24 protein-coding genes are annotated in these 24,279 nt (G+C 63.8%); 8 read left to right on the top strand and 16 right to left on the bottom strand.

The features are described 5' to 3' along the window. Positions 1 to 31: 31 nt before the first annotated feature. Complete coding sequence (locus F6S12_RS14160) at positions 32 to 241, bottom strand: cold-shock protein (protein ID WP_011059510.1); 210 nt, start codon at positions 239 to 241, stop codon at positions 32 to 34. A gap of 247 nt (positions 242 to 488) precedes the next feature. Here F6S12_RS14160 and plsB point away from each other — a divergent pair, with 247 nt between their 5' ends. Genes plsB through F6S12_RS14175 form a run of 3 tightly spaced genes read left to right on the top strand, consistent with a single transcriptional unit; the run spans position 489 to position 4,157 of the window. Next, entirely contained in the window at positions 489 to 2,993 is a 2,505-nt protein-coding gene (gene plsB, locus F6S12_RS14165) for a glycerol-3-phosphate 1-O-acyltransferase PlsB (RefSeq protein ID WP_011059509.1), read from the top strand. A gap of 51 nt (positions 2,994 to 3,044) precedes the next feature. Further along, positions 3,045 to 3,443 (top strand): YbaY family lipoprotein, encoded by a 399-nt coding sequence (locus tag F6S12_RS14170; RefSeq protein ID WP_011059508.1) that lies wholly within the window; start codon positions 3,045 to 3,047, stop codon positions 3,441 to 3,443. A gap of 24 nt (positions 3,444 to 3,467) precedes the next feature. Next, entirely contained in the window at positions 3,468 to 4,157 is a 690-nt protein-coding gene (locus F6S12_RS14175) for a DUF4197 domain-containing protein (RefSeq protein ID WP_011059507.1), read from the top strand. Between the two features lie 122 nt (positions 4,158 to 4,279). Here F6S12_RS14175 and F6S12_RS14180 read toward each other — a convergent pair whose 3' ends face one another. Next, complete coding sequence (locus F6S12_RS14180; RefSeq protein WP_011059506.1) at positions 4,280 to 7,336, bottom strand: efflux RND transporter permease subunit; 3,057 nt, start codon at positions 7,334 to 7,336, stop codon at positions 4,280 to 4,282. A gap of 6 nt (positions 7,337 to 7,342) precedes the next feature. Further along, on the bottom strand, positions 7,343 to 8,431 hold the full coding sequence (locus F6S12_RS14185) for an efflux RND transporter periplasmic adaptor subunit (RefSeq protein WP_011059505.1): 1,089 nt from the start codon (positions 8,429 to 8,431) through the stop codon (positions 7,343 to 7,345). Between the two features lie 94 nt (positions 8,432 to 8,525). On the opposite strand from F6S12_RS14185, the gene F6S12_RS14190 reads away from it, so the two are divergent. Further along, on the top strand, positions 8,526 to 9,161 hold the full coding sequence (locus tag F6S12_RS14190; protein ID WP_011059504.1) for a TetR/AcrR family transcriptional regulator: 636 nt from the start codon (positions 8,526 to 8,528) through the stop codon (positions 9,159 to 9,161). Positions 9,162 to 9,259: 98 nt separating this feature from the next. Here the strand turns inward: F6S12_RS14190 and F6S12_RS14195 are convergent, their stop codons facing one another. Beyond that, positions 9,260 to 10,042: a class I SAM-dependent methyltransferase gene (locus F6S12_RS14195; RefSeq protein WP_011059503.1), complete on the bottom strand. Its 783-nt coding sequence runs from the start codon at positions 10,040 to 10,042 to the stop codon at positions 9,260 to 9,262. A gap of 94 nt (positions 10,043 to 10,136) precedes the next feature. Here F6S12_RS14195 and F6S12_RS14200 point away from each other — a divergent pair, with 94 nt between their 5' ends. Next, positions 10,137 to 10,754, top strand: coding sequence for an energy transducer TonB (locus F6S12_RS14200; RefSeq protein ID WP_169892728.1), 618 nt, complete (start codon positions 10,137 to 10,139; stop codon positions 10,752 to 10,754). A gap of 8 nt (positions 10,755 to 10,762) precedes the next feature. On the opposite strand, the gene F6S12_RS14205 is transcribed toward F6S12_RS14200, so the two are convergent. The 7 genes from F6S12_RS14205 to ppc all read right to left on the bottom strand — a co-directional run bounded on the left by F6S12_RS14205 (position 10,763) and on the right by ppc (position 18,017). Continuing rightward, complete coding sequence (locus F6S12_RS14205) at positions 10,763 to 11,461, bottom strand: extensin family protein (RefSeq protein WP_015634317.1); 699 nt, start codon at positions 11,459 to 11,461, stop codon at positions 10,763 to 10,765. Between the two features lie 13 nt (positions 11,462 to 11,474). Beyond that, the gene (locus tag F6S12_RS14210) at positions 11,475 to 12,305 is read right to left on the bottom strand and encodes an oxaloacetate decarboxylase (protein WP_015634316.1); all 831 of its coding nucleotides are present in this window, start codon (positions 12,303 to 12,305) and stop codon (positions 11,475 to 11,477) included. Positions 12,306 to 12,338: 33 nt separating this feature from the next. After that, on the bottom strand, positions 12,339 to 13,199 hold the full coding sequence (locus tag F6S12_RS14215) for a DUF72 domain-containing protein (RefSeq protein WP_026020060.1): 861 nt from the start codon (positions 13,197 to 13,199) through the stop codon (positions 12,339 to 12,341). Further along, positions 13,196 to 13,498 (bottom strand): hypothetical protein, encoded by a 303-nt coding sequence (locus F6S12_RS14220; protein WP_015634315.1) that lies wholly within the window; start codon positions 13,496 to 13,498, stop codon positions 13,196 to 13,198. Before F6S12_RS14220 ends, F6S12_RS14215 begins: the two co-directional genes overlap by 4 nt. 186 nt (positions 13,499 to 13,684) lie before the next feature. Beyond that, entirely contained in the window at positions 13,685 to 14,359 is a 675-nt protein-coding gene (gene tsaB, locus F6S12_RS14225) for a tRNA (adenosine(37)-N6)-threonylcarbamoyltransferase complex dimerization subunit type 1 TsaB (protein WP_152685980.1), read from the bottom strand. 90 nt (positions 14,360 to 14,449) lie between these two features. After that, positions 14,450 to 15,097 (bottom strand): adenylate kinase, encoded by a 648-nt coding sequence (adk, locus tag F6S12_RS14230; protein ID WP_015634313.1) that lies wholly within the window; start codon positions 15,095 to 15,097, stop codon positions 14,450 to 14,452. A gap of 289 nt (positions 15,098 to 15,386) precedes the next feature. Then, complete coding sequence (gene ppc / locus F6S12_RS14235; RefSeq protein WP_011059495.1) at positions 15,387 to 18,017, bottom strand: phosphoenolpyruvate carboxylase; 2,631 nt, start codon at positions 18,015 to 18,017, stop codon at positions 15,387 to 15,389. 204 nt (positions 18,018 to 18,221) lie between these two features. On the opposite strand from ppc, the gene F6S12_RS14240 reads away from it, so the two are divergent. The 3 genes from F6S12_RS14240 to F6S12_RS14250 all read left to right on the top strand — a co-directional run bounded on the left by F6S12_RS14240 (position 18,222) and on the right by F6S12_RS14250 (position 20,110). After that, positions 18,222 to 18,566 (top strand): hypothetical protein, encoded by a 345-nt coding sequence (locus F6S12_RS14240; protein ID WP_015634311.1) that lies wholly within the window; start codon positions 18,222 to 18,224, stop codon positions 18,564 to 18,566. Positions 18,567 to 18,854: 288 nt separating this feature from the next. Then, positions 18,855 to 19,268, top strand: a complete 414-nt coding sequence (locus tag F6S12_RS14245; protein ID WP_011059493.1) for a DUF4398 domain-containing protein — start codon at positions 18,855 to 18,857, stop codon at positions 19,266 to 19,268. Positions 19,269 to 19,321: 53 nt separating this feature from the next. Beyond that, positions 19,322 to 20,110: an OmpA family protein gene (locus tag F6S12_RS14250; protein WP_011059492.1), complete on the top strand. Its 789-nt coding sequence runs from the start codon at positions 19,322 to 19,324 to the stop codon at positions 20,108 to 20,110. A 112-nt stretch (positions 20,111 to 20,222) separates the two neighbouring features. Here F6S12_RS14250 and F6S12_RS14255 read toward each other — a convergent pair whose 3' ends face one another. From F6S12_RS14255 to F6S12_RS14275, 5 genes are all read right to left on the bottom strand, one after another. Beyond that, positions 20,223 to 20,549 carry a hypothetical protein gene (locus tag F6S12_RS14255; RefSeq protein WP_011059491.1) on the bottom strand — a complete coding sequence of 109 codons (327 nt, stop codon included), beginning with the start codon at positions 20,547 to 20,549 and terminating at the stop codon, positions 20,223 to 20,225. Further along, positions 20,546 to 21,472, bottom strand: coding sequence for an alpha/beta hydrolase (locus F6S12_RS14260; RefSeq protein WP_019093912.1), 927 nt, complete (start codon positions 21,470 to 21,472; stop codon positions 20,546 to 20,548). Before F6S12_RS14260 ends, F6S12_RS14255 begins: the two co-directional genes overlap by 4 nt. Positions 21,473 to 21,589: 117 nt before the next feature. Further along, positions 21,590 to 22,867, bottom strand: coding sequence for a flavohemoglobin expression-modulating QEGLA motif protein (locus tag F6S12_RS14265; RefSeq protein ID WP_011059489.1), 1,278 nt, complete (start codon positions 22,865 to 22,867; stop codon positions 21,590 to 21,592). Between the two features lie 35 nt (positions 22,868 to 22,902). Beyond that, entirely contained in the window at positions 22,903 to 23,448 is a 546-nt protein-coding gene (locus tag F6S12_RS14270; protein ID WP_011059488.1) for a hypothetical protein, read from the bottom strand. A gap of 88 nt (positions 23,449 to 23,536) precedes the next feature. Continuing rightward, positions 23,537 to 24,253 (bottom strand): TetR/AcrR family transcriptional regulator, encoded by a 717-nt coding sequence (locus F6S12_RS14275; protein ID WP_065364558.1) that lies wholly within the window; start codon positions 24,251 to 24,253, stop codon positions 23,537 to 23,539. Positions 24,254 to 24,279: the final 26 nt, after the last annotated feature.

The following is a 24,279-nucleotide window of genomic DNA, read 5'->3' on the forward strand; positions in this document are numbered from 1 at the left end:
TTCGCTGGCAAGCCAGCTCCTACAGGGTGGGTTACAGGCCGACGACGTCTTCGGCTTGCAGACCTTTCTGGCCTTCGACCACAGCGTATTCCACCTGCTGGCCTTCGGTCAGGGAGCGGTGGCCTTCGCCACGGATCGCCCGGTAGTGGACAAATACGTCCGCCCCGCCTTCACGCTGGATAAAACCGTAGCCCTTGGCGTCGTTGAACCACTTCACGTTGCCTGTCTCACGAGTAGTCATGAATCCATACCTCATTTTTTTATTATTGGATTGGCGCACTGCAACCAAACCCTGAGAACTTTCCCCCAGCCTGCCTCTCTATGAGTGAAAGCGATACGACCGCGGGAGAGTCGGCCGAGTATATGACAGGCGTAAAAACTCTCAACTCAATCTTGTTTCGGCGCTTTTTTGCCGATTTTCGGCGAATCCGGCACACTACCGGCCCCGAGCAGTTGCTCGGTTTTCTACTCACTCACGCAGAAGCCGTATGACCCGCTCCCCGATCCGCCGTCTTGTGTTTGGCACCTTGCGCCGACTGCTGTACCTCTGGGTCCGCTCGGAAACCATCAACCAGTCGTCCTTCACCCTCGACCTCGACCGCAGCCGACCGGTGTTCTACGTCCTGCAAAACCCGTCCCTGACCGATCTCGCCGTGGTCGATACCGAATGCACCAAGGCTGGGCTGCCACGTCCGGTACTGCCGGTGTCGGTGGGCAACCTGCTGGAACCGGCGGCCTTCTTCTACCTGACCCCGGAGCCCGACTGGCTTGGTCGCCAGGACAAGCGCGGGGCGCCACCGACCCTGACCCGGCTGGTCAGCGCCCTGACCCAGAATGCCGCCGAAGATGCACAGATCATTCCGGTCAGCGTGTTCTGGGGCCAGTCGCCGGACAGCGAATCGAGCCCGTGGAAGCTGCTGTTCGCCGACAGCTGGGCGGTCACCGGGCGCCTGCGCCGGCTGCTGAGCATCATGATCCTGGGACGCAAGACCCGGGTGCAGTTCTCCGCACCGATCAACCTGCGCGAGCTGATCGAGCACAACAAGGGCCACGAGCGCACCGTGCGCATGGCCCAGCGCATCCTGCGGGTGCACTTTCGCAACCTCAAGGCTGCGGTCATCGGCCCGGACATTTCCCACCGGCGCAACCTGGTCAAGGGCCTGCTGAACCAGCCCCTGGTGAAACAGGCGATCCTCGACGAGGCCGAGCGCGAAAAGATTTCCCCGGAAAAAGCCAAGGCCCAGGCCCTGCGCTACGGCAACGAGATCGCCTCGGACTACACCTACACCGCGATCCGCTTCCTGGAAGTGGTGCTGAGCTGGTTCTGGAACAAGATCTACGACGGGATCAAGGTCAACCACCTCGAAGGCGTGCAGAAGATCGCCCAGGGCCACGAAGTGATCTACGTGCCCTGCCACCGCAGCCATATCGACTACCTGCTGCTGTCCTACCTGCTGTTTCGCAACGGCCTGACCCCGCCGCACATCGCCGCCGGGATCAACCTCAACATGCCGGTGATCGGCGGCCTGCTGCGTCGCGGCGGGGCCTTCTTCATGCGCCGCACCTTCAAGGGCAACCCGCTCTACACCTCGGTGTTCAACGAATACCTGCACACCTTGTTCACCAAGGGTTTCCCGGTGGAGTACTTCGTCGAGGGCGGCCGTTCGCGCACCGGGCGCATGCTGCAACCCAAGACCGGGATGCTGGCAATCACCCTGCGCAGCTTCCTGCGCTCCTCGCGCATGCCCATCGTCTTCGTACCGGTGTACATCGGCTATGAAAGGGTGCTGGAAGGCCGGACCTACCTGGGCGAGCTGCGCGGCGCGAGCAAGAAGAAGGAATCGATCTTCGACATCTTCAAGGTCATCGGCGCCCTCAAGCAGCGCTTCGGCCAGGTGGCAGTGAACTTCGGCGAACCGATCAAGCTGGCGGAATTCCTCGACCAGGAACAGCCGGACTGGCGGACCCAGGAGCTGGGCCCGCAGTACCGCCCGGCCTGGCTCAATGAAACCACCAACCGTCTCGGCGAGCGGGTGGCCCAGCACCTCAACGAAGCCGCGGCGATCAACCCGGTGAACCTGGTGGCCCTGGCCCTGCTCTCCACCACCCGCCTGGCCCTGGACGACCGCGCCATGGCGCGGGTCCTGGACCTGTACCTGGCGCTACTGCGTCGCGTGCCCTACTCGCCCCACACCACCTTGCCCGAAGGCGACGGCCGGGCTCTGATCCAGCACGTCAAGGACATGGACCTGCTGGCCGAACAGAGCGACGCCCTGGGCAAGATCCTCTACCTGGACGAGCAGAACGCCGTCCTGATGACCTACTACCGCAACAACGTGCTGCACATCTTCGCCCTGCCGGCGTTGCTGGCGAGCTTCTTCCAGAGCTCGTCGCGCATGAGCCGCGAACAGATCCTGCGTTATACCCGCGCGCTCTATCCCTACCTGCAATCGGAGCTGTTCATCCGCTGGCCGCTGGATGAGCTGGACGCGGTGGTGGACCAGTGGCTGGAGGCCTTTGTCGAACAGGGCCTGCTGCGCTTCGAGAAGGACCTGTACCAGCGTCCGGCCCCAAGCTCGCGGCATTTCGTCCTGCTGACCTTGCTGTCCAAGAGCATTGCCCAGACCCTGCAACGCTTCTACATGGCTATTTCCCTGTTGCTCAACAGCGGCCAGAACAGCATCAGCGCCGAGGAGCTGGAAGACCTGTGCACGGTCATGGCCCAGCGCCTGTCGATCCTGCATGGCCTCAATGCCCCGGAGTTCTTCGACAAGAGCCTGTTCCGCCACTTTATCCAGACCCTGCTGGACCAGGGTGTGCTGCGCCGCGACGAAGCCGGCAAGCTGAGCTACCACGAAGCGCTGGGGGAACTGGCCGAAGGTGCCGCCAAGCGCGTGCTGCCGGCAGAAATTCGCCTGTCGATCCGCCAGGTCGCCCTGCACCGCAGCGAAGACGCCGCCGACCAGCTCGCGGCACCTGCGCAAAACGACTAGATTCTTACGGGCGCCGGAGCAGCTGCGGCGCCCTCGATACGGAGATCCGCGATGAAAAAGCTCAGCCTGCTGGCCGCCACCGCGCTGCTCGGCGCTTGCCAGTCCATGAATCCCGCTGCCAAGGCCAGCCTCGACGGCGAAGTCTTCTACTTGCAGCGCATCGCCCTGCCTCCGGCCGCCACCCTGAGCGTGAGCCTGCAGGACGTGTCACTGGCCGACGCCCCTGCCGTGGTCCTGGCCGAGCAGAGCGGTCCGGTCAAGGGCCAGGTGCCGCTGCCCTTTCACCTCAGCTACGACCCGGCCCAGGTCAAGCCCGGCCACCGCTATTCGGTCAGCGCGCGGATTGAAGTGGCTGGCCAGCTGGTCTTCATCACCACCGAAAACAACGCCGTTAAACTCGACGGCAGCGACCCGCAGCCCTTGAAGCTGCGGGTCGACGCTGTTCGTTAATTCTTATTGCACAAGGAAGCCGCCATGCTCCGTACTTCGCTTCGTTTCACCAGCCTGTGCGCTGGTCTGTTGATCTCCGCCAGCGCCCTGGCCCTGTCCCTGAGCGACCTGTCCCAGGGTGACGCCAGCGGTGGCCTGAAAGATGCCCTGACCCAGGGTGCGCAGATCGCCGTCAAACAGCTGGGCACCCCAGGTGGTTTCAGCAACAACCCCGAGGTGCGCATCGAGCTGCCAGGCAACCTGGGCAAGGTCGCGAAAAAAATGAAACAGTTCGGCATGGGCGACCAGGTCGATCAGCTTGAAACCAGCATGAACAAGGCTGCCGAGGCCGCTGTCCCGCAAGCCCAGGCCCTGTTGGTGGATGCCGTGAAGAAGATGACCGTGGCTGACGCCAAGGGCATTCTTGCCGGCGGCAAGGACTCCGCCACCCAATACCTGGACAAGAGCAGCCGCGAGCAGATCCGCGCCAAGTTCCTGCCGATCGTCAAGCAGGCCACTGACCAGGTCGGCCTGGCCAAGCAGTACAACTCCTTCGCCGGCCAGGCTGCGACGCTCGGCGTGCTGGATGCCAAGAGCGCCAACATCGAGAGTTACGTGACCGAACAAGCCCTCAATGGCCTGTTCGAAATGATCGGCAAGCAGGAAGAAACCATTCGCCAGAACCCGGCGGCAGCCGCCACCAGCCTGGCCAAGAAAGTCTTCGGCACCCTGTAAGCCTCCCCGCTACCTGTAGGAGCCAGCTTGCTGGCGAAGACGTCGCCAGGACAAGCGCCTGCCCCAAGGGCCTCTTCGCCGGCAAGCCGGCTCCTACAGGATGTATTCCCGCATACCGGTTCCTAGGTTTTCTTGACCCTGAACCAGGCCGCATACAGCGCCGGCAGGAACAACAGGGTCAGCGCCGTCGCCACGATCAGCCCACCCATGATGGCCACTGCCATCGGCCCGAAGAACACACTGCGCGACAGCGGGATCATCGCCAGCACCGCCGCCAGGGCGGTCAGCACGATGGGCCGGAAACGCCGCACCGTGGCTTCGATGATCGCATCCCAGGGCTTGTGCCCCGCCTTGATGTCCTGCTCGATCTGGTCCACCAGGATCACCGAGTTGCGCATGATCATCCCCGACAGGGCAATGGTGCCGAGCATGGCCACGAAGCCGAAGGGCTGGCGGAACACCAGCAGGAACAAGGTGACCCCGATCAATCCCAGGGGCGCCGTGAGGAACACCATGGCCGTGCGCGAGAAACTGCGCAGCTGGATCATCAGCAAGGTCAGCACCACCACGATGAACAGCGGCACGCCGGCCTTCACCGAGTTCTGGCCCCGGGTCGAGTCCTCGACCGTGCCACCCACTTCCAGCAGGTAACCATCGGGCAGCTCCGCGCGAACCGGCTCCAGGGTCGGCAGGATCTGCTGCACCAGGGTCGCCGGCTGCTCCTTGCCGTAGATGTCGGCGCGCACGGTGACGTTGGGCAGGCGGTTGCGGTGCCAGATCACCCCTTCCTCGAAGCCGTACTCCAGGGTTGCCACCTGGGACAGGGACACGCTCTGGCCATTCTCGGTAGGCACCGCCAGGCTCGGCAGCAACGACAGCTCGGTGCGTTCCTCGCGGGTGCCCCGCAGCAGGATCTCGATCAGCTCGTTGTCTTCCCGGTACTGGCTGACGGTGGAACCGATCAGCGAACTCTGGAGGAATTTCGACAGGTTGGCGGTGCTCACTCCCAAGGCCCGGGCCCGGTCCTGGTCGATGTTCAGGTAGACCACCTTGCTGGGCTCTTCCCAATCCAGGTGCACGTTGACCACATGGGGGTTCTCTCGCACCTTGGCCGCTACCTTGCGCGCCAGGGCGCGGACTTCCTCGATGTGCTCGCCGGTGACCCGGAACTGCACCGGGTAGCCCACGGGCGGCCCGTTCTCCAGGCGCGTGACCCGCGAGCGCAGCGCCGGGAACTGCTCGTTGAGGGTTTCGATCAACCAGCCGCGCAGCTCTTCACGCTCCTCGATGCTCTTGGCCAGCACCACGAACTGGGCAAAGCTGGTGGCGGGCAGTTGCTGGTCCAGCGGCAGGTAGAACCGCGGCGAACCGGTGCCCACATAGGCCACGTAGTTGTCGATGCCCGCATGCTCCTTGAGCAGGGCTTCCAGGCGCTTGACCTCATCGGCGGTGTTGCTCAGGGACGCGCCTTCCGCCAGCTTCAGGTCGACCATCAGTTCCAGGCGACCCGAGGCCGGGAAGAACTGCTGGGGAACGAAACGGAACAGCATCACCGAGCCGACGAACAGCAGGATGGTCAGGACGATCACCGTCTTGCGCCGCTCCACGCACCAGCCCACTACCCGCCGGACCCGCTGGTAGAAGGGTGTACCGTGGGGATTGGATTCGGCGCCGTGCTTGGCGGCGTGGATCTTCGCCAGGTCCGGCAGCAGTTTTTCCCCCAGGTACGGCACGAACACCACGGCTGCAATCCACGAGGCTACCAGGGCAATGGTCACCACCTGGAAGATCGAACGGGTGTATTCGCCCGTGCCGGACTGGGCCGTGGCGATCGGCAGGAAGCCCGCCGCAGTGATCAGGGTGCCGGTGAGCATGGGGAAGGCGGTACTGGTCCAGGCGAAGCTGGCGGCCTTGATCCGGTCGAAGCCCTGCTCCATCTTGATCGCCATCATCTCTACCGCAATGATCGCGTCGTCCACCAGCAAGCCCAGGGCCAGCACCAGCGCCCCCAGGGAAATCTTGTGCAGGCCGATCCCCAGGTAGTACATGGTGGCGAAGGTCATCGCCAGCACCAGGGGAATCGCCAGGGCCACCACCATCCCGGTCCGCACTCCCAGGGAGAAGAAACTCACCAGCAGCACGATGATCAGGGCCTCGGCCAGCACCCGGACGAACTCGCCCACCCCAGTCTTCACCGCCGCCGGCTGGTCGGACACCTTGCGCAGTTCCATCCCCGCCGGCAGGCTTTTCTGCAGGCGCGAGAACTCGCCTTCCAGGGCCTTGCCCAGCACCAGGATGTCACCCCCCTCCTTCATCGCCACAGCCAGGCCGATGGCGTCTTCACCCATGAAGCGCATGCGCGGCGCGGGCGGATCGTTGAAACCACGACGCACGTCCGCCACATCACCGATGCGGAAGGTACGACCGGCGACGCGGATCGGGAAATTGCGGATCTGCTCCACGGTCTGGAAATTGCCCGACACCCGCAGTTGCACCCGCTCGCTCGGAGTCTCGAAGAACCCGGCGGTGGACACTGCGTTCTGTTCTTCCAGGGCCTGCTGCACCGCCGCCAGGGGCAGGCCCAGGGTCGCCAGCTTGACGTTGGACAGCTCGATCCAGATTTTCTCGTCCTGCAGGCCCAGCAGGTCGACCTTGCCCACGTCCTTGACCCGTTGCAGCTGGATCTGGATGCGGTCGGCGTAGTCCTTGAGTACCGCGTAGTCGAAGCCCTGCCCGGTCAACGCATAGATATTGCCGAAGGTGGTGCCGAACTCATCGTTGAAGAACGGCCCCTGGATACCGGGCGGCAGGGTCTGCCGGATATCGCTGATCTTCTTGCGTACCTGGTACCACAGCTCGGGAACCTCGTTGGAGTGCATCGAGTCCCGGGCGATGAAGGTCACCTGGGACTCCCCCGGCCGCGAGAAGGACACGATGCGGTCGTACTCGCCAGTCTCCATCAGCTTCTTTTCAATGCGCTCGGTGACCTGGCGCGAGACTTCCTGGGCCGTGGCCCCGGGCCAGTTGGTGCGGATCACCATGGCCTTGAAGGTGAAAGGCGGATCCTCGCTCTGCCCCAGCTTGGTGTAGGACAGCGCACCGACAATGGCCAGCAGCAGCATCAGGAACAGAACGATCTGGCGATTGCGCAACGCCCAGGCGGAAAGGTTGAAACCCATCGGGGATTACTCCTTGGCCGCCAGATTGACCACGCGGTTGGAGCGATCCACCGGGCGCACCTGCAAGCCCTCATGGAGCACATGCACCCCCGCGGCCACCACCCAATCGCTGGCGCTCAGCCCTTCCAGCACCGGCACGCTCTTCTCGCCGAAGGCGCCGACCCGCACCGGGGTCTTGTGCAGGGTATTGTTGGCATCCACCCGCCAGACATAAGTCGCCCCGCCTTCCGCGGACAACGCCGACAGCGGCACCGACAGCGGCACCGCATCGCCGCTCTGGATGAACACCCGGGCACTCTGGCCCAGCTCGGCGGGAACCTTGCCGGCAGTGAAGGCAATACGCGCGGCGAAGGTCCGGGACTTGGGATCGGCAGCAGGCGACAGCTCGCGGATGCGCCCGTCGAAACGCTGGCCCGGCTGGGTCCAGAGCTCCACCGATACCGGTTGGCCGACCTTGAAGCGGCCGTAGTTCTGCTCGGGGAAGCTGATCAGCACCTCACGCTCGCCATCGGTGGCCAGGGTGAAGACCGTCTGCCCGGCCGCCACCACCTGCCCCACTTCCACCGCACGCTTGGCCACCACGCCGTCCTGCGGCGCGCGCAGCACCGCGTAGCCGGCCTGGTTGTTGGCCACATCGAACTCGGCCTTGATCTGCTTCAGGCGCGCTTCGCCGGAACGGTAGAGGTTCTCGGCGTTGTCGTATTGGGAATGGCTGACCATCTGCCGCTCCAGCAGGGTCTTGTAGCGATCACGCTCGGCGCGCACCAGGTTGAGGTTGGCGCTGGCTGCAGTGACCTGGGCCCGGGTGGCTTCAAGTTGCAGGCGCACGTCCTGCGGGTCGAGCTCCGCCAGGGGCTGGTTGGCCTTGACCCGCTCGCCCTCTTCCACCAGCCGTCGGCTGACCTTGCCGCCGATACGGAATGCCAGGTCCGGCTCATAGCGGGCGCGCACCTCGCCCGGGTAGCTGTCCGAAGCTCTTGCCGAGGGCTCTGGCTGGACCACCATGGCCGGCCGGATGCCAATTTGAACGGGCTCTTCGTGCCCACAAGCAGACAGAAAAAAAGCCAGGCTGACTGGCAAGGCATAGCGGAACATGGCGGCGACCTTTCGCTAATGGTGCTTGGAATATTTATACTGGCCGGTATGTTATTAATAGCAAACTCACCAGTCCAGTATTAACAGCGAAAAAATGTCCGACAATATTTCCGCAAACGTTGGGCCAGGCAGGCCCAAGGATCTGGCCAAGCGCCAGGCCATTCTCGAAGCAGCCAAAGTCCTGTTCTTGAGCAATGGCTACGCCAGTACCAGCATGGATGCGGTCGCCGCTGAGGCCGGGGTTTCAAAGCTCACGGTCTACAGCCATTTCAATGACAAGGAGACCTTGTTCACCGCCGCTGTGGTGGCCAAGTGCGAAGAACAGCTGCCCACGCTGATCTACGAACTGACCCCCGAAACGCCGGTGGAGAATGTCCTGCTGAACATCGCCCGGGGCTTTCACCATCTGATCAACAGCGACGAGTCGGTGAACCTGCACCGCCTGATCATGACGCTGGGCAGCCAGGACCCCAAGCTCTCGCAGATCTTCATCGAGGCCGGTCCCGAACGGGTGCTGCAGGGCATGGAGCGGCTGCTGGCGAAGATCAATCAGCTGGGCACCCTGCGCATCGACAAGCCGCGCAACGCCGCCGAGCACTTTTTCTGCATGCTCAAGGGCGGGGCGAATTTCCGCCTGCTCTACGGCTGCGGCGAACCCTTGAGGGGCGCCGCCGCAGAGGAGCATGTGCAGGAAGTGGTGGCGCTGTTCATCCGCGCCTACCGGCCGTAGAAACCGGCAGGTGCAAGCGCTGGCTGATGTAGGAGCGGGCTTGCCAGCGAAGCGGACTGAAGACCGCCTTCGCCGGCAAGCTGGCTGCTACAGGGGGCTCAGGCCTTGAGGGCCTTCTTCGGGTAGATGTCGTAGCGGCTGGATTTGCCCTCCAGTCCATGGCTGGGCTTGGGCCCTTCGATGCACGGCGCCTTGCGCGGACGCTTGACCACCACCCGGTGGCTGGCCAGGGCCAGGGCCGCGGCGAGCAGGGCCGGGGCGTCGTTGTCATCGCCCACCAGTGGCCGGAACAAGCGCATTTCCTTCTTCACCAGGGCACTTTTCTCCCGATGGGGAAACATCGGGTCGAGGTAGATCACCTGGGGCGGTTCACCCTGCCAGTTGCGCATCAGCTCGATGGAATTGCCCTTGAGCAGGTGCATGCGGGCCACGATAGGCCCTACCTCGGCGTCCTGCGCAGCGCGGGCCAGGCCGTCTTCTAATAGCGCACCAATCAATGGCTGGCGCTCGATCAGGCTCATCTCGCAACCCAGGGTCGCCAGCACGAAGCCATCCTTGCCCAGACCGGCCGTGGCATCCAGCACCCGTGGTCGCACGCCCTGGGCCACGCCCACCGCCTTGGCGATCATCTGCCCGCTGCCGCCGCCGTACAGCCGCCGATGGGCTGCACCACCCTCGACGAAATCCACCCGTACCGGCCCGGGCGCGTCCGGCCCCAATTGCTGCAACTGCAGGCCCTGCTCCCCCACTTGCAAGGCGAACTCGGCCTCATCGACCTGCAGCGCCAGCCCCAGGCGCTCGGCCCATTGCTCGGCCGCTGGGGCGAATCCGGCGCCCAGGGCTTCGACTTTGATGCGGCAGGCTGCGGGTTGCTCATTCATCTGAAAACACACTCAAAAAATTAATGATCGGCAAAAACTGCCGATAACAGGACTATCGGCCATTTTGCCAGAGCTCAAGCGTCGACCGAGAGCAATGTCAGACATTCAACGCACATCGATAGGTTATATCTCGCCCCACGGCGACTATGGCCTGCGCAACTCCCAGGCACTGAGCGGCGTCAGCCATCTGTGGCAGGACTTCTTTGCCCAGGCCCTGGCCGAGCAACGGGGTGAAGGTGCGAGCGTTGAATCGGTACCGGCGGTGGCCATCGATGGCCCGGTTGAACCGGCTGGCGGCAGCGATGTGCTGGCGCAGATCGTCAATCAGCGTCATTGCGACGTGCAAGACACCGAGGTCCGCCCGCCGGAGCCGCTGTTCCTGCCTATCGCCGAGTTTGAAATGGACCTGCTGGATAAACCCGCCCCACCCTTCCCGCCAGAAGAGATCGTGGCCCAACAGCGCCAGCAGGATTTCGAAAGTGGCTGGGTACGCCCGATCGTGCTCAACGCCGGCCAGCCGACTCCTGCTCCAGGCCCTGCGCCGGAGCCCCGCCCACTGCATCTGCCGATCGCCGAATTCGAACTGGACCTGCTGGACAAACCCGCGGAGCCGTTCCCGCCTCAGGAACTCATCGAGCAACAGCGGGCGATGGACTTCGATATCGGCTGGGCCCGCCCGCTGATCCTACAGAACCTGCGCATCGCCGCCTGAGCCCAGCCTCAGCGACACACCCACCAAGGCCCTACATCCAGATGAAAGTGGTTGCGATGGGCATTGTTGTAGTCCGGCCCCAGCACCACGTTGAACGCGTCACAGGCGCCATCCCGGGCCAGGCGCAGAAATCGGCCTTCATTGCTGTCCTTGGGCCAATCCCGGAGCACGCTGATGCTGCGCCCATCCCCCAGGCGAAAGCCGGCGATGTCCAGGGCATTGGCACTGGCATGCTGGCTGCGGGCACCGCTCTCGCGGCTGTACATGTTGCGGCAGGCGAAACTGCCCAGGTGATCGACTCGCGCCACCCGCTGGCCGTACACCGCCTGCGCGGCCGACTGCAGGCCGTGGCGCTCATACAGGGCAAAGGCCACCGCCAGCGGGCAACTGGCAAGAAAGCTGCTGCTCAGGGCCACGTCGCCACCCTGTACACGCAGGGTATTGCTCAATGGGCAAGCGACGTCCGTGCGGCTGTCGAGCTGGCGGCTGGTACGCAAACCCGAGCCCGCCAGCACCTGGTCGCACAGTTGCGGGTCATCCCGCAGCCGCGCCAGCTTGAAACGGGTCAACAGGTTGGGCTTGGCCCGCACGTCCAGCGGCGCCCAGGGATTCCAACTGTCCGCGACGGGCAACCAGCCCAGGCGAACACCGATCAACAACAGGGCGCCCAGCAACAACAAGGCGCCCAGGACTTTCACTACCCGCACAGACACTCCCGTTTCACGGCTGCTTGAACATTTGATTGATCTGCCCGAACGGCATCGCCCGGTCGGCAAAATCGAAACGCCCGTGGCTATGGATATCTAGCGCAGCCCGGTAGAAGGCTCCGTAAGCGGCCCGCGCCAGGGCCGAACCGACACTGATGCGCTTGACGCCCAGTTCCGCCAGTTGCGCCACGCTGAGGTTGAGGCCTCCCGACATCAGCACGTTCACTGGCTTGGGCGCCACCGCTCGCACCACCTGCTGGATATCCTCGGCACTGCCCAGGGCCGGGGCATAGAGCACATCGGCACCGGCCTCGGCAAAGGCCTGCAAGCGGCGAATGGTGTCTGCCAGATCATCACGCCCGTGCAGCAGGTTTTCCGCCCGGGCGGTCAGGGTAAAGGGAAAGGGCAGACTGCGAACGGCCGCCACGCAGGCCTCGATGCGTTCCACCGCCAGCTGGAAATCGTAGATCGGCTGCTCGGCATGGCCCGTGGCGTCCTCGATCGAAGCACCGACCACACCGCTGGCCGCCGCAAGAAGCAGCGCCTGGGCACAGCCTTCGGGGCTGTCGGAAAACCCGTTTTCCAGGTCCGCCGCCACCGGCAGGCTGCTGGCGCCGACGATGCTGCGCACGTTGTCCAGCGTGTCCTCCAGGCTGAGTGCACCTTCGGCATCCGGGCGCCCCAGGGAAAAGGCATAGCCGGCGCTGGTGGTGGCCAGGGCCTCGAAGCCGAGGCTGGCGAGCATCTTCGCCGAACCGGCATCCCAGGGGTTGGGAATGACGAAGGCTCCGGCACGTTCATGCAGGGCCCTGAAGGCAGTGGCTCGAAGGGTTTGCGCGTCCATTGGCTCGCTCCTGAAGAAGGCCGTGAAGGCGCTTCAGAGCAAGCCGAGTTGCTCCGCAGCGGGCTCTCTGTATAACTCAGGCAATGCGGGCAAGCCAGGCAAACGTTGCATCAGCCGGGCGTGAAAACGCCGCGCCAGTTCGGCCGCCAGACGGTTGTCCGAAGTGTGCAGGAACACGTAGGGCGTACGCCCCTCTTCGATCCAGCCGGCGACCTTGTCGATCCAGGGCTCAAGGAAAGGATCGTTGGCCTCAAGCTCCGGATGACCGATGAAGCGCACCTGGGGAAACTGGGTGAAGGCTGCGGGGCGCGGTGGCACCTTGGGCTTTTTCGACTGCGCATGCAGCACCGCAGGAGCGGTCGACGTGCAACTGAACAGGGCCCGCGGGTCGAGGCAGATGCGTTCCACGCCACGCTCGCGCAGCAGCCGGTTGAGCATGCGCTCGGCATCGCCCTTGGTGAAGAACTCCGGGTGCCGCACTTCCACCGCCAGCGGCCGCTCCAGGCCATCGATGAACCCGGCCAGTTCCGCCAGACGCTGGGGCGCGAAGCTGGCCGGCAACTGCAGCCACAGCGGCGACACCCGCTCACCCAGGGGGCTGAGCAGCTGGATAAAGGACTCAGCGGCGCTCAACTGCTCGCGCAGGTCGCCGCCGTGACTGATGTCACCGGGGAACTTGGCGGTAAAGCGAAAGTGCTCGGGCATGATCTCGGCCCAGCGCTGCACGGTTCCGGGCGCCGGCCGTGCATAGAAGGTGGTATTGCCTTCGACGGCGTTGAAGACCTGGCAATACAGGCCGAGGAAATCATTGGGCCGGGCGTCTTCCGGGTACAGGTACTCACGCCAGGCGTTTTCGCTCCAGGAAGGACAACCGAGGAAATAAGGCAGCATCAGATATGCAGGTCGAGACCCACCACTTCCATATCCCAATCGACAAAGCCGGCGGTGGTCAGGTAGCTGGCCAGGGCGTTGGCCACGCTCTTTTTCATCGCCCGCTGGAAGATCATGTCCTGGGGGCGGGCGGGAAGATTGCCGGTGCGTGGGGAAGAAGCCTGGGAACGGCTCTGGGCCGAAGGCTCGGGCTGCACTTCAATCGCGTCGGCATCGTCCAGGGACTCGTCTACCAGCGCACGGCCTTTGCGAGGCTTGCGCTTGATGGGGTAGGACTGAGAGGAGATGCCGTCTATACGCATACAGAAAAGCCCGGGGTCGATGATGGCAATTTAGCGGCACCGCTTCGACTTAGCAAATGCCCAAGTGATAACTAGAACACAGAAAAGCCAAAAGGTTTAAAACCGGGCAGATTCAGGCTGAAAAAACGGACGATTGGCGGGCGTATGCAGGAGTTATCCGCATAACCGCGCACATTTGTTCTAGGTTCAACGGGCCTTGGGAGTAGCGACCTTGTCCCGCAGATAGACAGGTTGGGCCTGGTCGGCAACGATCGCCTCGCCGCGCTCCCAGGCAAATTGCGCCAGGGTCAGCAGGTCGACCGCATGCGGCAGCATGCCGGCGTCCTGGCCGCTGAGTTCGACGGCAATGCGCTCGCCATATCCCCAACCGGTGCCCGCACCGAACCAGTCGCCGCTGGAGCCTGCGGGCAGGGCCGCGACTTCCGGCGGCAATACCGCTTCCGCGCCCACCAGGCGCATCTCGCCGGCAACTTCCTGGTAGCAGCCCCAATAGACTTCATCCATGCGCGCATCGATGGCCGAAGCCACCTGGGTCGCGCCATGCTCGCGCAGAGCCCGCTGGGCCAGCACCGCCAGGTTGGATACCGGCAGCACCGGGCGCTCCAGGGCAAAGGCCAGGCCCTGCACCACGCCGATGGCGATGCGCACCCCGGTGAAGGCGCCCGGGCCACGGCCAAAGGCAATGGCCTCGACCTGTTGCAAGGTCACCCCGGCATTGGCCAGCAGCTCCTGGATCATCGGCAACAGCTTCTGCGCATGCAGGCGCGGGATCACCTCGTAATGGCTCGTGACCTTGCCGTCATGCAGCAAAGCAACGGAGCAAGCTTCAGTCGCGGTGTCCAGGGCCAGCAAGGTGCTCATTCGGGGTTCCATAGGCATTGAAAAAAGTGACGCATTATAAACAGCAACGGCCCGCAAGCGGGCCGTTCAACGATCAAACGCTCAGGCAACTCAGCTCAGGGCTTCGAGTACCTTGCCGGTGATCACTTCCACCGAACCGACGCCAGGGATATGGCTGTACTTAGGCTTGCCCTGGGTGGCAGCCAGTTGCTGGTAGAACTCCACCAGCGGCTTGGTCTGCGAGTGGTAGACCGACAGGCGATGACGCACGGTTTCCTCGGTGTCGTCCTTGCGCTGCACCAGGTCTTCACCGGTGATGTCATCCTTGCCGGCGATCTTCGGCGGGTTGTAGACGGTGTGGTAGACCCGGCCCGAAGCTTCGTGCACACGGCGACCGGCGATGCGCTGGACGATCTCTTCGTCGTCGACGGCGATTTCCACCACGTTGTCCAGCTCGACACCGGCCTTCACCAGCGCTTCGGCCTGGGGAATGGTGCGCGGGAAGCCGTCGAACAGGAAGCCATTGGCGCAGTCGGCCTGGCTGATGCGTTCCTTGACCAGGTTGATGATCAGGTCATCGGACACCAGGCCACCGCTGTCCATCACGCTCTTGGCCTTCAGGCCCAGCTCGGTGCCGGCCTTGACCGCAGCACGCAGCATGTCACCGGTGGAGATCTGTGGAATACCGAACTTTTCGGTGATGAACTTTGCCTGAGTACCTTTACCGGCCCCGGGAGCTCCCAGCAGAATTACGCGCATCGATGTGCTCCTCAATTTTTTATTTAGAAACGCTCGGATTCGCCTCGTGGGGCCAATCTCAAAAATGGGGGTGTGGCCGCCCAAACGGCCAAAGGCTGATCAAGATACACAGCCGACACAGCGCACACAAGCAGTCGAAAGTCGGAGGAACCCGGCCCTTTTGTGCCCCATTGGCCGGGTAGAACAAGTCGCAACCCGACAACAAAGTGTCGCCAGATGAACCAGAACGACACCTCGCAATTGCCTTGATCGGGGCTGCCGCGCAGCTGGCCGGCAGCCCTCTCGCACCTCAGCCGGTATTGCGCAAGCCAGCGGCGATACCGGCCACGGAGACCAGCAACGCCTGTTCCACGGGGCTTCCTTGCGGCGCCTGCTGCTTGCGCGAGCGCGCCAGCAGCTCGGCCTGCAACAGATGCAGCGGGTCGAGGTAGGTGTTGCGCAGGCGGATGAACTCCAGGGTATCGGGGCTGTGCGCCAGCAGTTGCGACTGCCCGGTCAGGCCCAGGACCACCGCGCAAGCCTGCGACAATAGGTCGCGTAAATGCTCGCCCAACGGCAACAGTTCGGCCTCCACCAGGCGCTCGTCATAGGAGCGGGCGATATCCGCGTCGGCCTTGGCCAGCACCATCTCCAGCATGTCGATGCGGGTGCGGAAAAACGGCCATTGCTCACGCATCTGCCCCAGCAGGTCACCCTCGCCACGGGCCAGGGCCTTGCTCAAGGCCGCTTCCCAGCCGAGCCAGGCGGGCAACATCAGGCGGGTCTGGGTCCAGCCGAAGATCCAGGGGATCGCCCGCAGGCTCTCGATGCCCCCGGCACGGCGCTTGGCCGGGCGGCTGCCCAGCGGCAGGCGGCCCAGCTCCTGTTCCGGAGTGGACTGGCGGAAGTACTCGACGAACTGCGGATTGTCCCGCACCACCTCGCGGTAGGCCCGGACGCCATCGCTGGCCAGCTCGTCCATCAGGTGACGCCAGGCCGGCTGCGGTGGCGGCGGCGGCAACAGGGTCGCCTCCAGTACCGCGGCCAGATAGAGGTTGAGGTTCTGCTCGGCGATGTCCGGCAGGCCGAATTTGAAGCGGATCATTTCCCCTTGCTCGGTGGTGCGGAAACGCCCCGCCACCGAACCCGGCGGCTGCGACAGAATGGCCGCGTGGGCCGGGCCGCCGCCACGCCCCACGGTGCCACCGCGGCCGTGGAACAGCAGCAGTTCCACCTGTTGCTCGCGGCAGATGTCCACCAGCCGCTCCTGGGCCCGGTACTGGGCCCAGGCCGCAGCCGTGGTGCCGGCATCCTTGGCCGAGTCGGAGTAGCCGATCATCACTTCCTGCGGCCCTTGCAGGCGCGAACGATAGCCCGGCATGTGCAGCAGTTTTTCCATCACCGGGCCGGCGTTGTCCAGGTCCGCCAGGGTCTCGAACAGAGGCACCACGCGCATCGGTCGCAGCACACCGGATTCCTTGAGCAGCAACTGCACCGCCAGCACATCGGAGGCCGCGCCGGCCATGGAAATCACATAGGAACCCAGGGACGCCGCTGGCGCACCAGCAATTTCGCGGCAGGTGGCGAGCACTTCGGCGGTGTCCGCCGAGGGCTTGAAATAGCCTGGCAACAACGGCCGACGGCTGCTCAGTTCGCGCATCAGGAAGGTGATGCGATCCTCCTCGCTCCAGTCCTCGTAACGCCCCAGGCCCAGGTAATCGGTGATTTCGGTCATGGCCGAGGTATGCCGGCTGGAATCCTGGCGTACATCCAGGCGCACCAGGAACAGACCGAAGGTCACTGCCCGGCGCAGACAGTCGAGCAGCGGCCCGTCGGCAATCACTCCCATGCCGCACTCGTGCAACGACTGGTAGCACAGCTGCAGCGGCTCCAGCAGGTCACGGTTGTTGTGCAACACCTCGGCGCCCGCCGGCACCGCCGCGCTGAGCGCCGCGTGGGCCCAGTTGCGGGTGGCCCGCAGGCGTTCGCGCAATTGCTTGAGCAGCGCCCGATAAGGCTCGGCGCTATCTCCGGCCCTGGCCAGGAGCGCCGGGCTGGCCTGCTGCATGGACAGCTCGGCCGCCAGGTGGTCGATGTCCCGCAGGTACAGGTCGGCGGCCATCCAGCGCGCCAGCAGCAGTACTTCGCGGGTTACCGCAGCGGTGACATTGGGGTTGCCATCACGGTCGCCGCCCATCCACGACGCGAAGCGGATCGGCGCCGACTCCAGCGGCAGGTGCAGCCCGGTGGCCTCGAACAATGCCTTGTCGGCCTTGCGCAGGTAATTGGGGATCGCCTGCCACAGCGAATGCTCGATCACCGCGAAGCCCCACTTGGCTTCATCCACCGGAGTGGGTCGGGTCCGACGGATTTCCTCGGTGTGCCAGGCCTCGGCGATCAAGCGTTGCAGGCGCTCCTGGATCTGCCCGCGCTCGGCGCTGGTGAGGTCACGGTGGTCCTGGGCCGCCAGTTGCCCGGCAATCGCATCGTATTTCTGGATCAGGGTGCGGCGCGCCACTTCGGTGGGGTGAGCGGTCAGCACCAGCTCGATTTCCAGGCGCCCCAGTTGCCGGGCCAGAGCATCGGCGCTGTGCCCTTCGGCCCGCAGGCGAGCCAGCAGCTCCGGCAGCACCCGAGCCTCGAAGGGTGCCGGCTGCGACTCGTCGCGGCGGTGGATCAACTGATACTGCTCGGCGATGTTCGCCAGGTTGAGGAACTGGTTGAAGGCCCTGGCCACCGGCAGCAGTTCGTCCTCGCTCAACTGGTCGAGGCTGGCGCTCAGCTCGGCCCCCGGCGAGCCCCGGCGATCGGCCTTGGCGCCTTTGCGAATCTGCTCGATCTTGTCGAGGAAAGCCTCCCCGTACTGGTCGCGGATGGTATTGCCCAGCAGTTCCCCCAAGAGGTGAACGTCTTCGCGCAAGCGCGCATCAATATCGGTCATCGAGGTGTTCTCCAGCGGACTCAAGGCGGCACGGAAGGCTCAAGAGTGCCGCCTGCACACCTCGCTTAGCAAGCGTGGGGCAAAGCGCACCAAACCTTCGGCGATGCAGCTAGTCTCAAGCATAGGCCGCACGAGGGCCGCCTACCGGCCCCGGCCGGTCCACTCAACCCAGCCTGCCACGAGCAGGTGTTCATTGAGGTCATCATGAAAATCCGTGAACTTGCGCAACACTGGGAAGAAAACGCCAAGGGTCGTCTGACCCGGACCGGCTACCGGATTCACCTGGATGTGGAAGCCGCCGCACGCCTGGCCGCCCTTTCCGAGATGTACCCCAAACGCCAGACCGAAGAACTGCTCGGCGAACTGATCGGCGCCGCCCTGGAAGAGCTGGAGGCGAGCTTCCCCTACATCCAAGGCCAGCACGTCGTGGCCACCGATGAAGAGGGCGATCCACTGTACGAGGATGTGGGTCCCACCCCTCGTTTCCTGGCATTGTCGCGCCAGCATCTGCACCTGCTGGCGAGCCAGTCCGACAAGCCCAAGCACTGAACTTCCACACTCCCGCGGTCACCTGACAATCATCCTTCCCGGCCCTGCAAAGGGTCGGGGATACCCCTGCGCACGGCAAAAGTTCCCGATCTAGAGCCCTGTCCGATGCGTCAGATTTTTTTCCGGCCAATCGCCATCTTTCTCTGAACTATTCAAAAAAGCCTCGGGTCACACCCATTAGCCATCACTGGAACGGCCGTTTCAAATTTTGCCATCAGCGCTCGTCGTCACTGAAGCGTCACGGCGCCAGAACCAGGATGGATTTTGATGTTTTCCAGGAGTTACCCAATGGAGTTGAAGACCATGAAGATCAGCACTGCCAAATCCTCGTTCACCTCTCTGCGCGGGCTGAAGCTGGCCGCGCTGGCCCTCGGTAGCAGCATGGTTCTGGCCGGTTGTGCCGGGAACCCGCCCACCGAGCAGTACGCGGTCACGCAATCTGCGGTCAATAGCGCAGTGAGCGCAGGCGGTACCGAATTTGCTGCCGTGGAAATGAAGTCGGCGCAGGACAAGCTCAAGCAAGCCGAGATTGCCATGCACGACAAGAAGTACGACGAAGCCCGTCGCCTGGCTGAACAAGCCGAGTGGGACGCCCGCGTAGCAGAGCGCAAGGCCCAGGCCGCCAAGGCCGAGCAGGCGCTCAAAGACTCGCAGAAAGGCGTTCAGGAACTGCGTCAGGAAGGCATGCGTAGCGTGCAATAAGAAGCCGCCGCCGATTCCCACGTACTCGTATTTGATTGAAAGGACGAACCATTATGCGCAAACAATTGATGATCCCAGCCCTGTTGGCCATGAGCGTAGCCCTGGCGGCCTGCTCCACCCCGCCTAACGCCAACCTGGAAAACGCCCGCACCAACTTCTCCGCCCTGCAGGCCAACCCGCAGGCCAGCAAGGTCGCCGCCCTGGAAACCAAGGACGCCGCCGACTGGATGGACAAGGCCGACAAGGCCTACCTGAACAAGGACGACGAGAAGAAGGTCGACCAACTGGCCTACCTGACCAACCAGCGGGTTGAAGTGGCCAAGGAAACCATTGCCCTGCGCACCGCCGAAGCCAAGCTCAAGGACGCCGGCGACCAGCGCGCCCGCGCCATCCTCGATGCCCGCGACGCGCAGATCAAGCAGTTGCAGGACAGCCTCAACGCCAAGCAGACCGACCGCGGCACCCTGGTGACCTTCGGTGACGTGCTGTTCGCCACCAACAAGTCCGACCTGAAATCCAGCGGCCTGGTGAACATCAACAAACTGGCGCAATTCCTCCAGCAGAACCCCGATCGCAAGGTGATCGTCGAAGGCTACACCGACAGCACCGGCAGCGATTCCTACAACCAGTCACTGTCCGAGCGCCGTGCCGGCTCGGTGCAGATGGCTCTGATCCGCATGGGTATCGACCCGGCGCGCATCGTCAGCCAGGGTTATGGCAAGGAATATCCGGTGGCCGATAACGGCAGTGTTTCCGGCCGCGCCATGAACCGTCGCGTGGAAGTCACCATCTCCAACGACAACCAGCCGGTAGCACCACGTTCGTCGGTCAGCCGCAACTGATCGGGCACCCTGCCTATATAGGCAGGTAAGACAAAACGCCGCCGACCTCTTCAGGTCGGCGGCGTTTTTTTATGCCGTTATCCATGTAGGAGCCGGCTTGCCGGCGAACAGATCACTGCTCCAGTTGCGGGGTTTCCTGCCCCATGCAGCGCACGGCCTGCTTCTTCTTGTTCACCAGCACCCCGGTCAGGCCTTTCTGCTGGGTGTCGAACAGCACCAGTACACCGTCGATGCATTGGGCCACTTCATCGGCCGGTTGCAGGGAGATCTTGTAGTCCTCGCCGGGCACGGTCTTGAGCATGGTGAAGTCGCTGAGCAGCAATGCATCCTCCGGTTTGGCGAAGTGCAGGTAGCCGTAGTACCACAGGCTGCCCACGGTGACGATGATGCTGCAGATACCGGTGATGATCATGGGAATGGCGTTGCGTTCTTCACTCATTGCGGACTCTCTGGAGGTTCAACTGCTGAATTCGGGGGCGTCGGGTAATTGGGGATCTCCCCCAGGCGGCGCAACCCGTCGAAATGCTGCGGATCATCGAGGTAGCGCAGCATCACGCGGCGCCAGGTCGGATCGGCAAAGGTTTGCACATGGCCGCCGCGGGTCAGCTGCAGGACCCTGGGCGGGGGCGCAGCTTGATACACACGGATGCCATTGGAAAGGGGCACGATGGGATCGTCGATGCTGTGGTAGATCAGTTTCGGCACCCCGGTCAGGCGCGGCATCGAGTGAATCGCGCTGTCGGTGTCCGGCACCAGCCACGACAACGGCACCTGCAACGGCCAGGTCAGCCAGGAAGTGCTCAGGGCATAGCGCCCGACATCGCGATAACTGGCCGGTACGCCATCGAGGACGATGGCCTTGAGCTGGGCCTGACGTTCGGGGTGCTGTACCAGGTAGTGGATGGCCAGGGCGCCGCCCAGGCTTTGCCCCAGCACGATCAATGGCTTGCCCTGCACTTCGGGGGCCTGGTCCAGCCACTTGAACGCGGCATCCAGATCCTGATAGATCGCCGGCAGGCTCGGTGCACCTTCGGACAGGCCATAACCGCGATAGTCCACCAGCAGCACCTGATAGCCCTGCTCCGGCAGCCACCAACTACCCCCCAGGTGCCAGGCCAGATTGCCGCCGTTGCCATGCAGGTGCAGCACCGTGCCCTTGACCGCCACTCCGGGTTTGGCCGGCAGCCACCAGCCGTGCAGCTTGAGGCCATCGGCGGTGGTCAGGGTCACGTCACGGTATTCGAGCCTGGCCCGCTCAGGGGTGAAAGGCAGCCCGGGTTCGGGATAGAACAGCAACGAACTGCAGCCCTGCAGGCCCAGCAGCAGGGCAAATACCGCGCAACACTTCAGCAGCCGGCTCATCCGCAGCCCCCTGGCGTGCACTCGGATGGGCGCTGAAGGCCCTGCGGGCCTTGTCGCAGCCTGTGCCAGTGGCTACAGCTGTCTGTGGATACGTCCATGTGCGCCCCCCGGCAAAAGTCAAAGAATGTTGGAGTAGTCCGCCTCGATCCGGTCCAGGCTCAGGTGGTTGAGGAAGTTGGAGAAACACATCCAGGCCGACAGCGCGTTCATGTCGCGAAACTGTTCGGGCAGGTACTTGGGTGCCACCACCAGCCCTTCGTCCACCAGCTGGCGCAGGGTGCGCATGTCCTCGAGGGTGGTCTTGCCGCAGAACAGCAGCGGCACCTGCTCCAGCTTGCCCTTGCGCACAGCCAGCTGAATGTAGTTGTAAACCATGATGAAGCCCTTGAGGTAGGACAAGTCTTTGGTAAACGGCAGCCCCGTGGGCACCGACCCGCGGAACACCCGGCTGGCATTGCCGTAGCTCTCGGCCATCTCGAAGCCCTGCTCGCGGAAGAACTCGAACACCTGCAGGAAGTCCGCGCCCTCCTCCACCATATGGATGGCCCGGGTGCGGTTGGTCAGCTTGCGCAAGCGGCTGGGGTAAGAGGCAAAGGTGATGATCTCCATCAGGATCGCCAGCCCCTCCTGGGTCACCGTGGACGAGGGCGGCCCCTTGGCCAGGAAGGTGCAGATCGGCTGGTTGAGGCCGTTCAGGGTGGTGCCCACGTGCACCAGCCCCTCATGGACTTCCAGGGCCCGCACGTCACGGTTGTTGAACATCGCATCGCTGCGGATCTTGATGTAGTCGGCGCCCGCCGCGGCGTCGGCGACGATACCGTCGGACTCGAACACCCGGATGGTTTCCTCCGCCTCGCCGAACACCTTGTTCAGGCGGCTCTGCAGCAGGCTCACGGCATCCTTGGCACTCAGGGTCTTGGGTTCGTCCTTGAGATCGCCCCGACCGTCGATGTTGTTCAGGTAATCGGACATCATCAGCCCCAGGTCCGCCAGGGTCGGGTCGCCGGCATGGAAGGCATCGGATGCGGCGCCGTACAGCTCCTGCGAGATCAGGCCGAAGTCGCCGGTACCCCGTGCTTCGAGCATGCGCACCACCATGCGGTATTCCTTGCACATGCGGCGCATGATCTGCCCTACCGGGTTGAACTGGCCCAGTTGGCGGGTGATGTCGCGCTCGATGTTCTGGAATTCCAGCTTCACCGCGCCAGAATCGAAAGACAGTGGCCGCCCCTCGTAATAGGCGCGGTCCACCGCCGGCATTTCCTTGCCCTTGGCCTTGAGAAAGCCTTTGCGGACGTTCTCGTCCCACTTCACCGCATCCAGCACGCGGATCGGTGTCTGGGCCAGCACTATGCGATCGGACAAGGTGCGTATCGTCTGCTGGTAATCGTCCACCAAAAGCTCCTATTGAATGGGTCTGTAGCGCGGGGTCACTTGCCCACGCGCTTGAAGCGCGCCGCCTCGACGAACAAGTCGGAATTGGCGGGGTCGTCAAGGTAGGCGAAGACCTCGGGCAAGGGGCTGCTGATCAGCACGCCATCGCCTTCGGCCGTGGCCATGGGCTCACCGCTCAAGGCCTTTTGACCCAGGGCCTGGCGAATCTGTTCCAGGTCCAGGGTGTAAAGCACCAGTTCGTGCCTTGCCGTCAACTCGAAGCCGGCAATGCTGTAGTGCCCGCCAAAGGCCTGGGGCACCGCCGCCGACAGGTACCAGCGGTTGCCATGCCGGGAGACGGTGAAATCATAGGTGTCCCGCGGACGCGCCGTGCCGCCTGGGTAACTCGAGGCACGGTAGCGGTTGGCGCCGATCTGGCTGAGCTGGATGTTCAGCGGCTCGCCCCAGGCATTCTTGCTGGCCCACTTGCCCAGCAATTGGGCAGGCGCCGCCTGCGCAGCCGGCAGCGGCTCCTTGAAGGCCACCAGGCAACCGCTGAGCAGCAGGAACGACAGGGCAATCAGGACGCGCCAGGCTTGCATGCAACTCTCCCATGAACACCAGAATCACTGTAGCCGCTGGCGCGGGCCACGACCGCCAGGCCGCAGCCGGCAAGCCAGGCCGGGCGGCTCAGACCGAAGCCAGAACCAGATGCATGTAGCGCGTGAGGATGCCGAGCATCTCTTCTTCCACCAGCGGCTCGGCGCCGTTGAGCAGGCCCTGATATTCCATCCGGCCGATTATCGACGTCAATACCTTGGCATCCTGCTGCGGCTCCCGCGAGCCCAAGACCTGGAAAAACTGGCAAGTGCCGTGCAGCAGGATCTGCTGGTGCGAGCGCACCAGCTGCGCCAGGCGCGGGTTGAGCAAGGCTTCCTGGCGGAAGGCCTGTTCGGCCATCAAGTGTTCACGACGGGTATTCAACTGGCGCCGTACGTAATCGGCGGTCATACGCGCGATATCGTCGGCCAGTTGCGAGCGCGAGGCGGCGCTGCCGTCGCCATAGGCGACCATTTCCCGCAGCAGCCCCTCGTTGCTGGCCCACAGCTTGGCCATGAACGCCGCGCTGCGCTCCACGTACTGGGCGAAGGTATCGGTGAGCAGGTCATCGATATCCTTGAAGTAATAGGTGGTGGCCGACAAGGGCACACCGGCTTCGGCGGCCACCGCACGATGGCGCACGGCCCGCACGCCGTCACGCACGACAATGCGCATGGCGGCATCGAGAATGTCCTGTCTACGCTGCTCACTGCCTTGGCGGCTGGCCTTGCGGCCCTGGTACTGAACACTTTCAGCCACCGCAGTGGCGATGCCAGCTGCACCTTCTTGAGCAATTGCGCGGTTCACGACAGGTATTCCCTCTTAAAAATCAC

The organism is Pseudomonas sp. JV245A (assembly GCF_032424515.1).
Taxonomy (GTDB): domain Bacteria; phylum Pseudomonadota; class Gammaproteobacteria; order Pseudomonadales; family Pseudomonadaceae; genus Aquipseudomonas; species Aquipseudomonas protegens.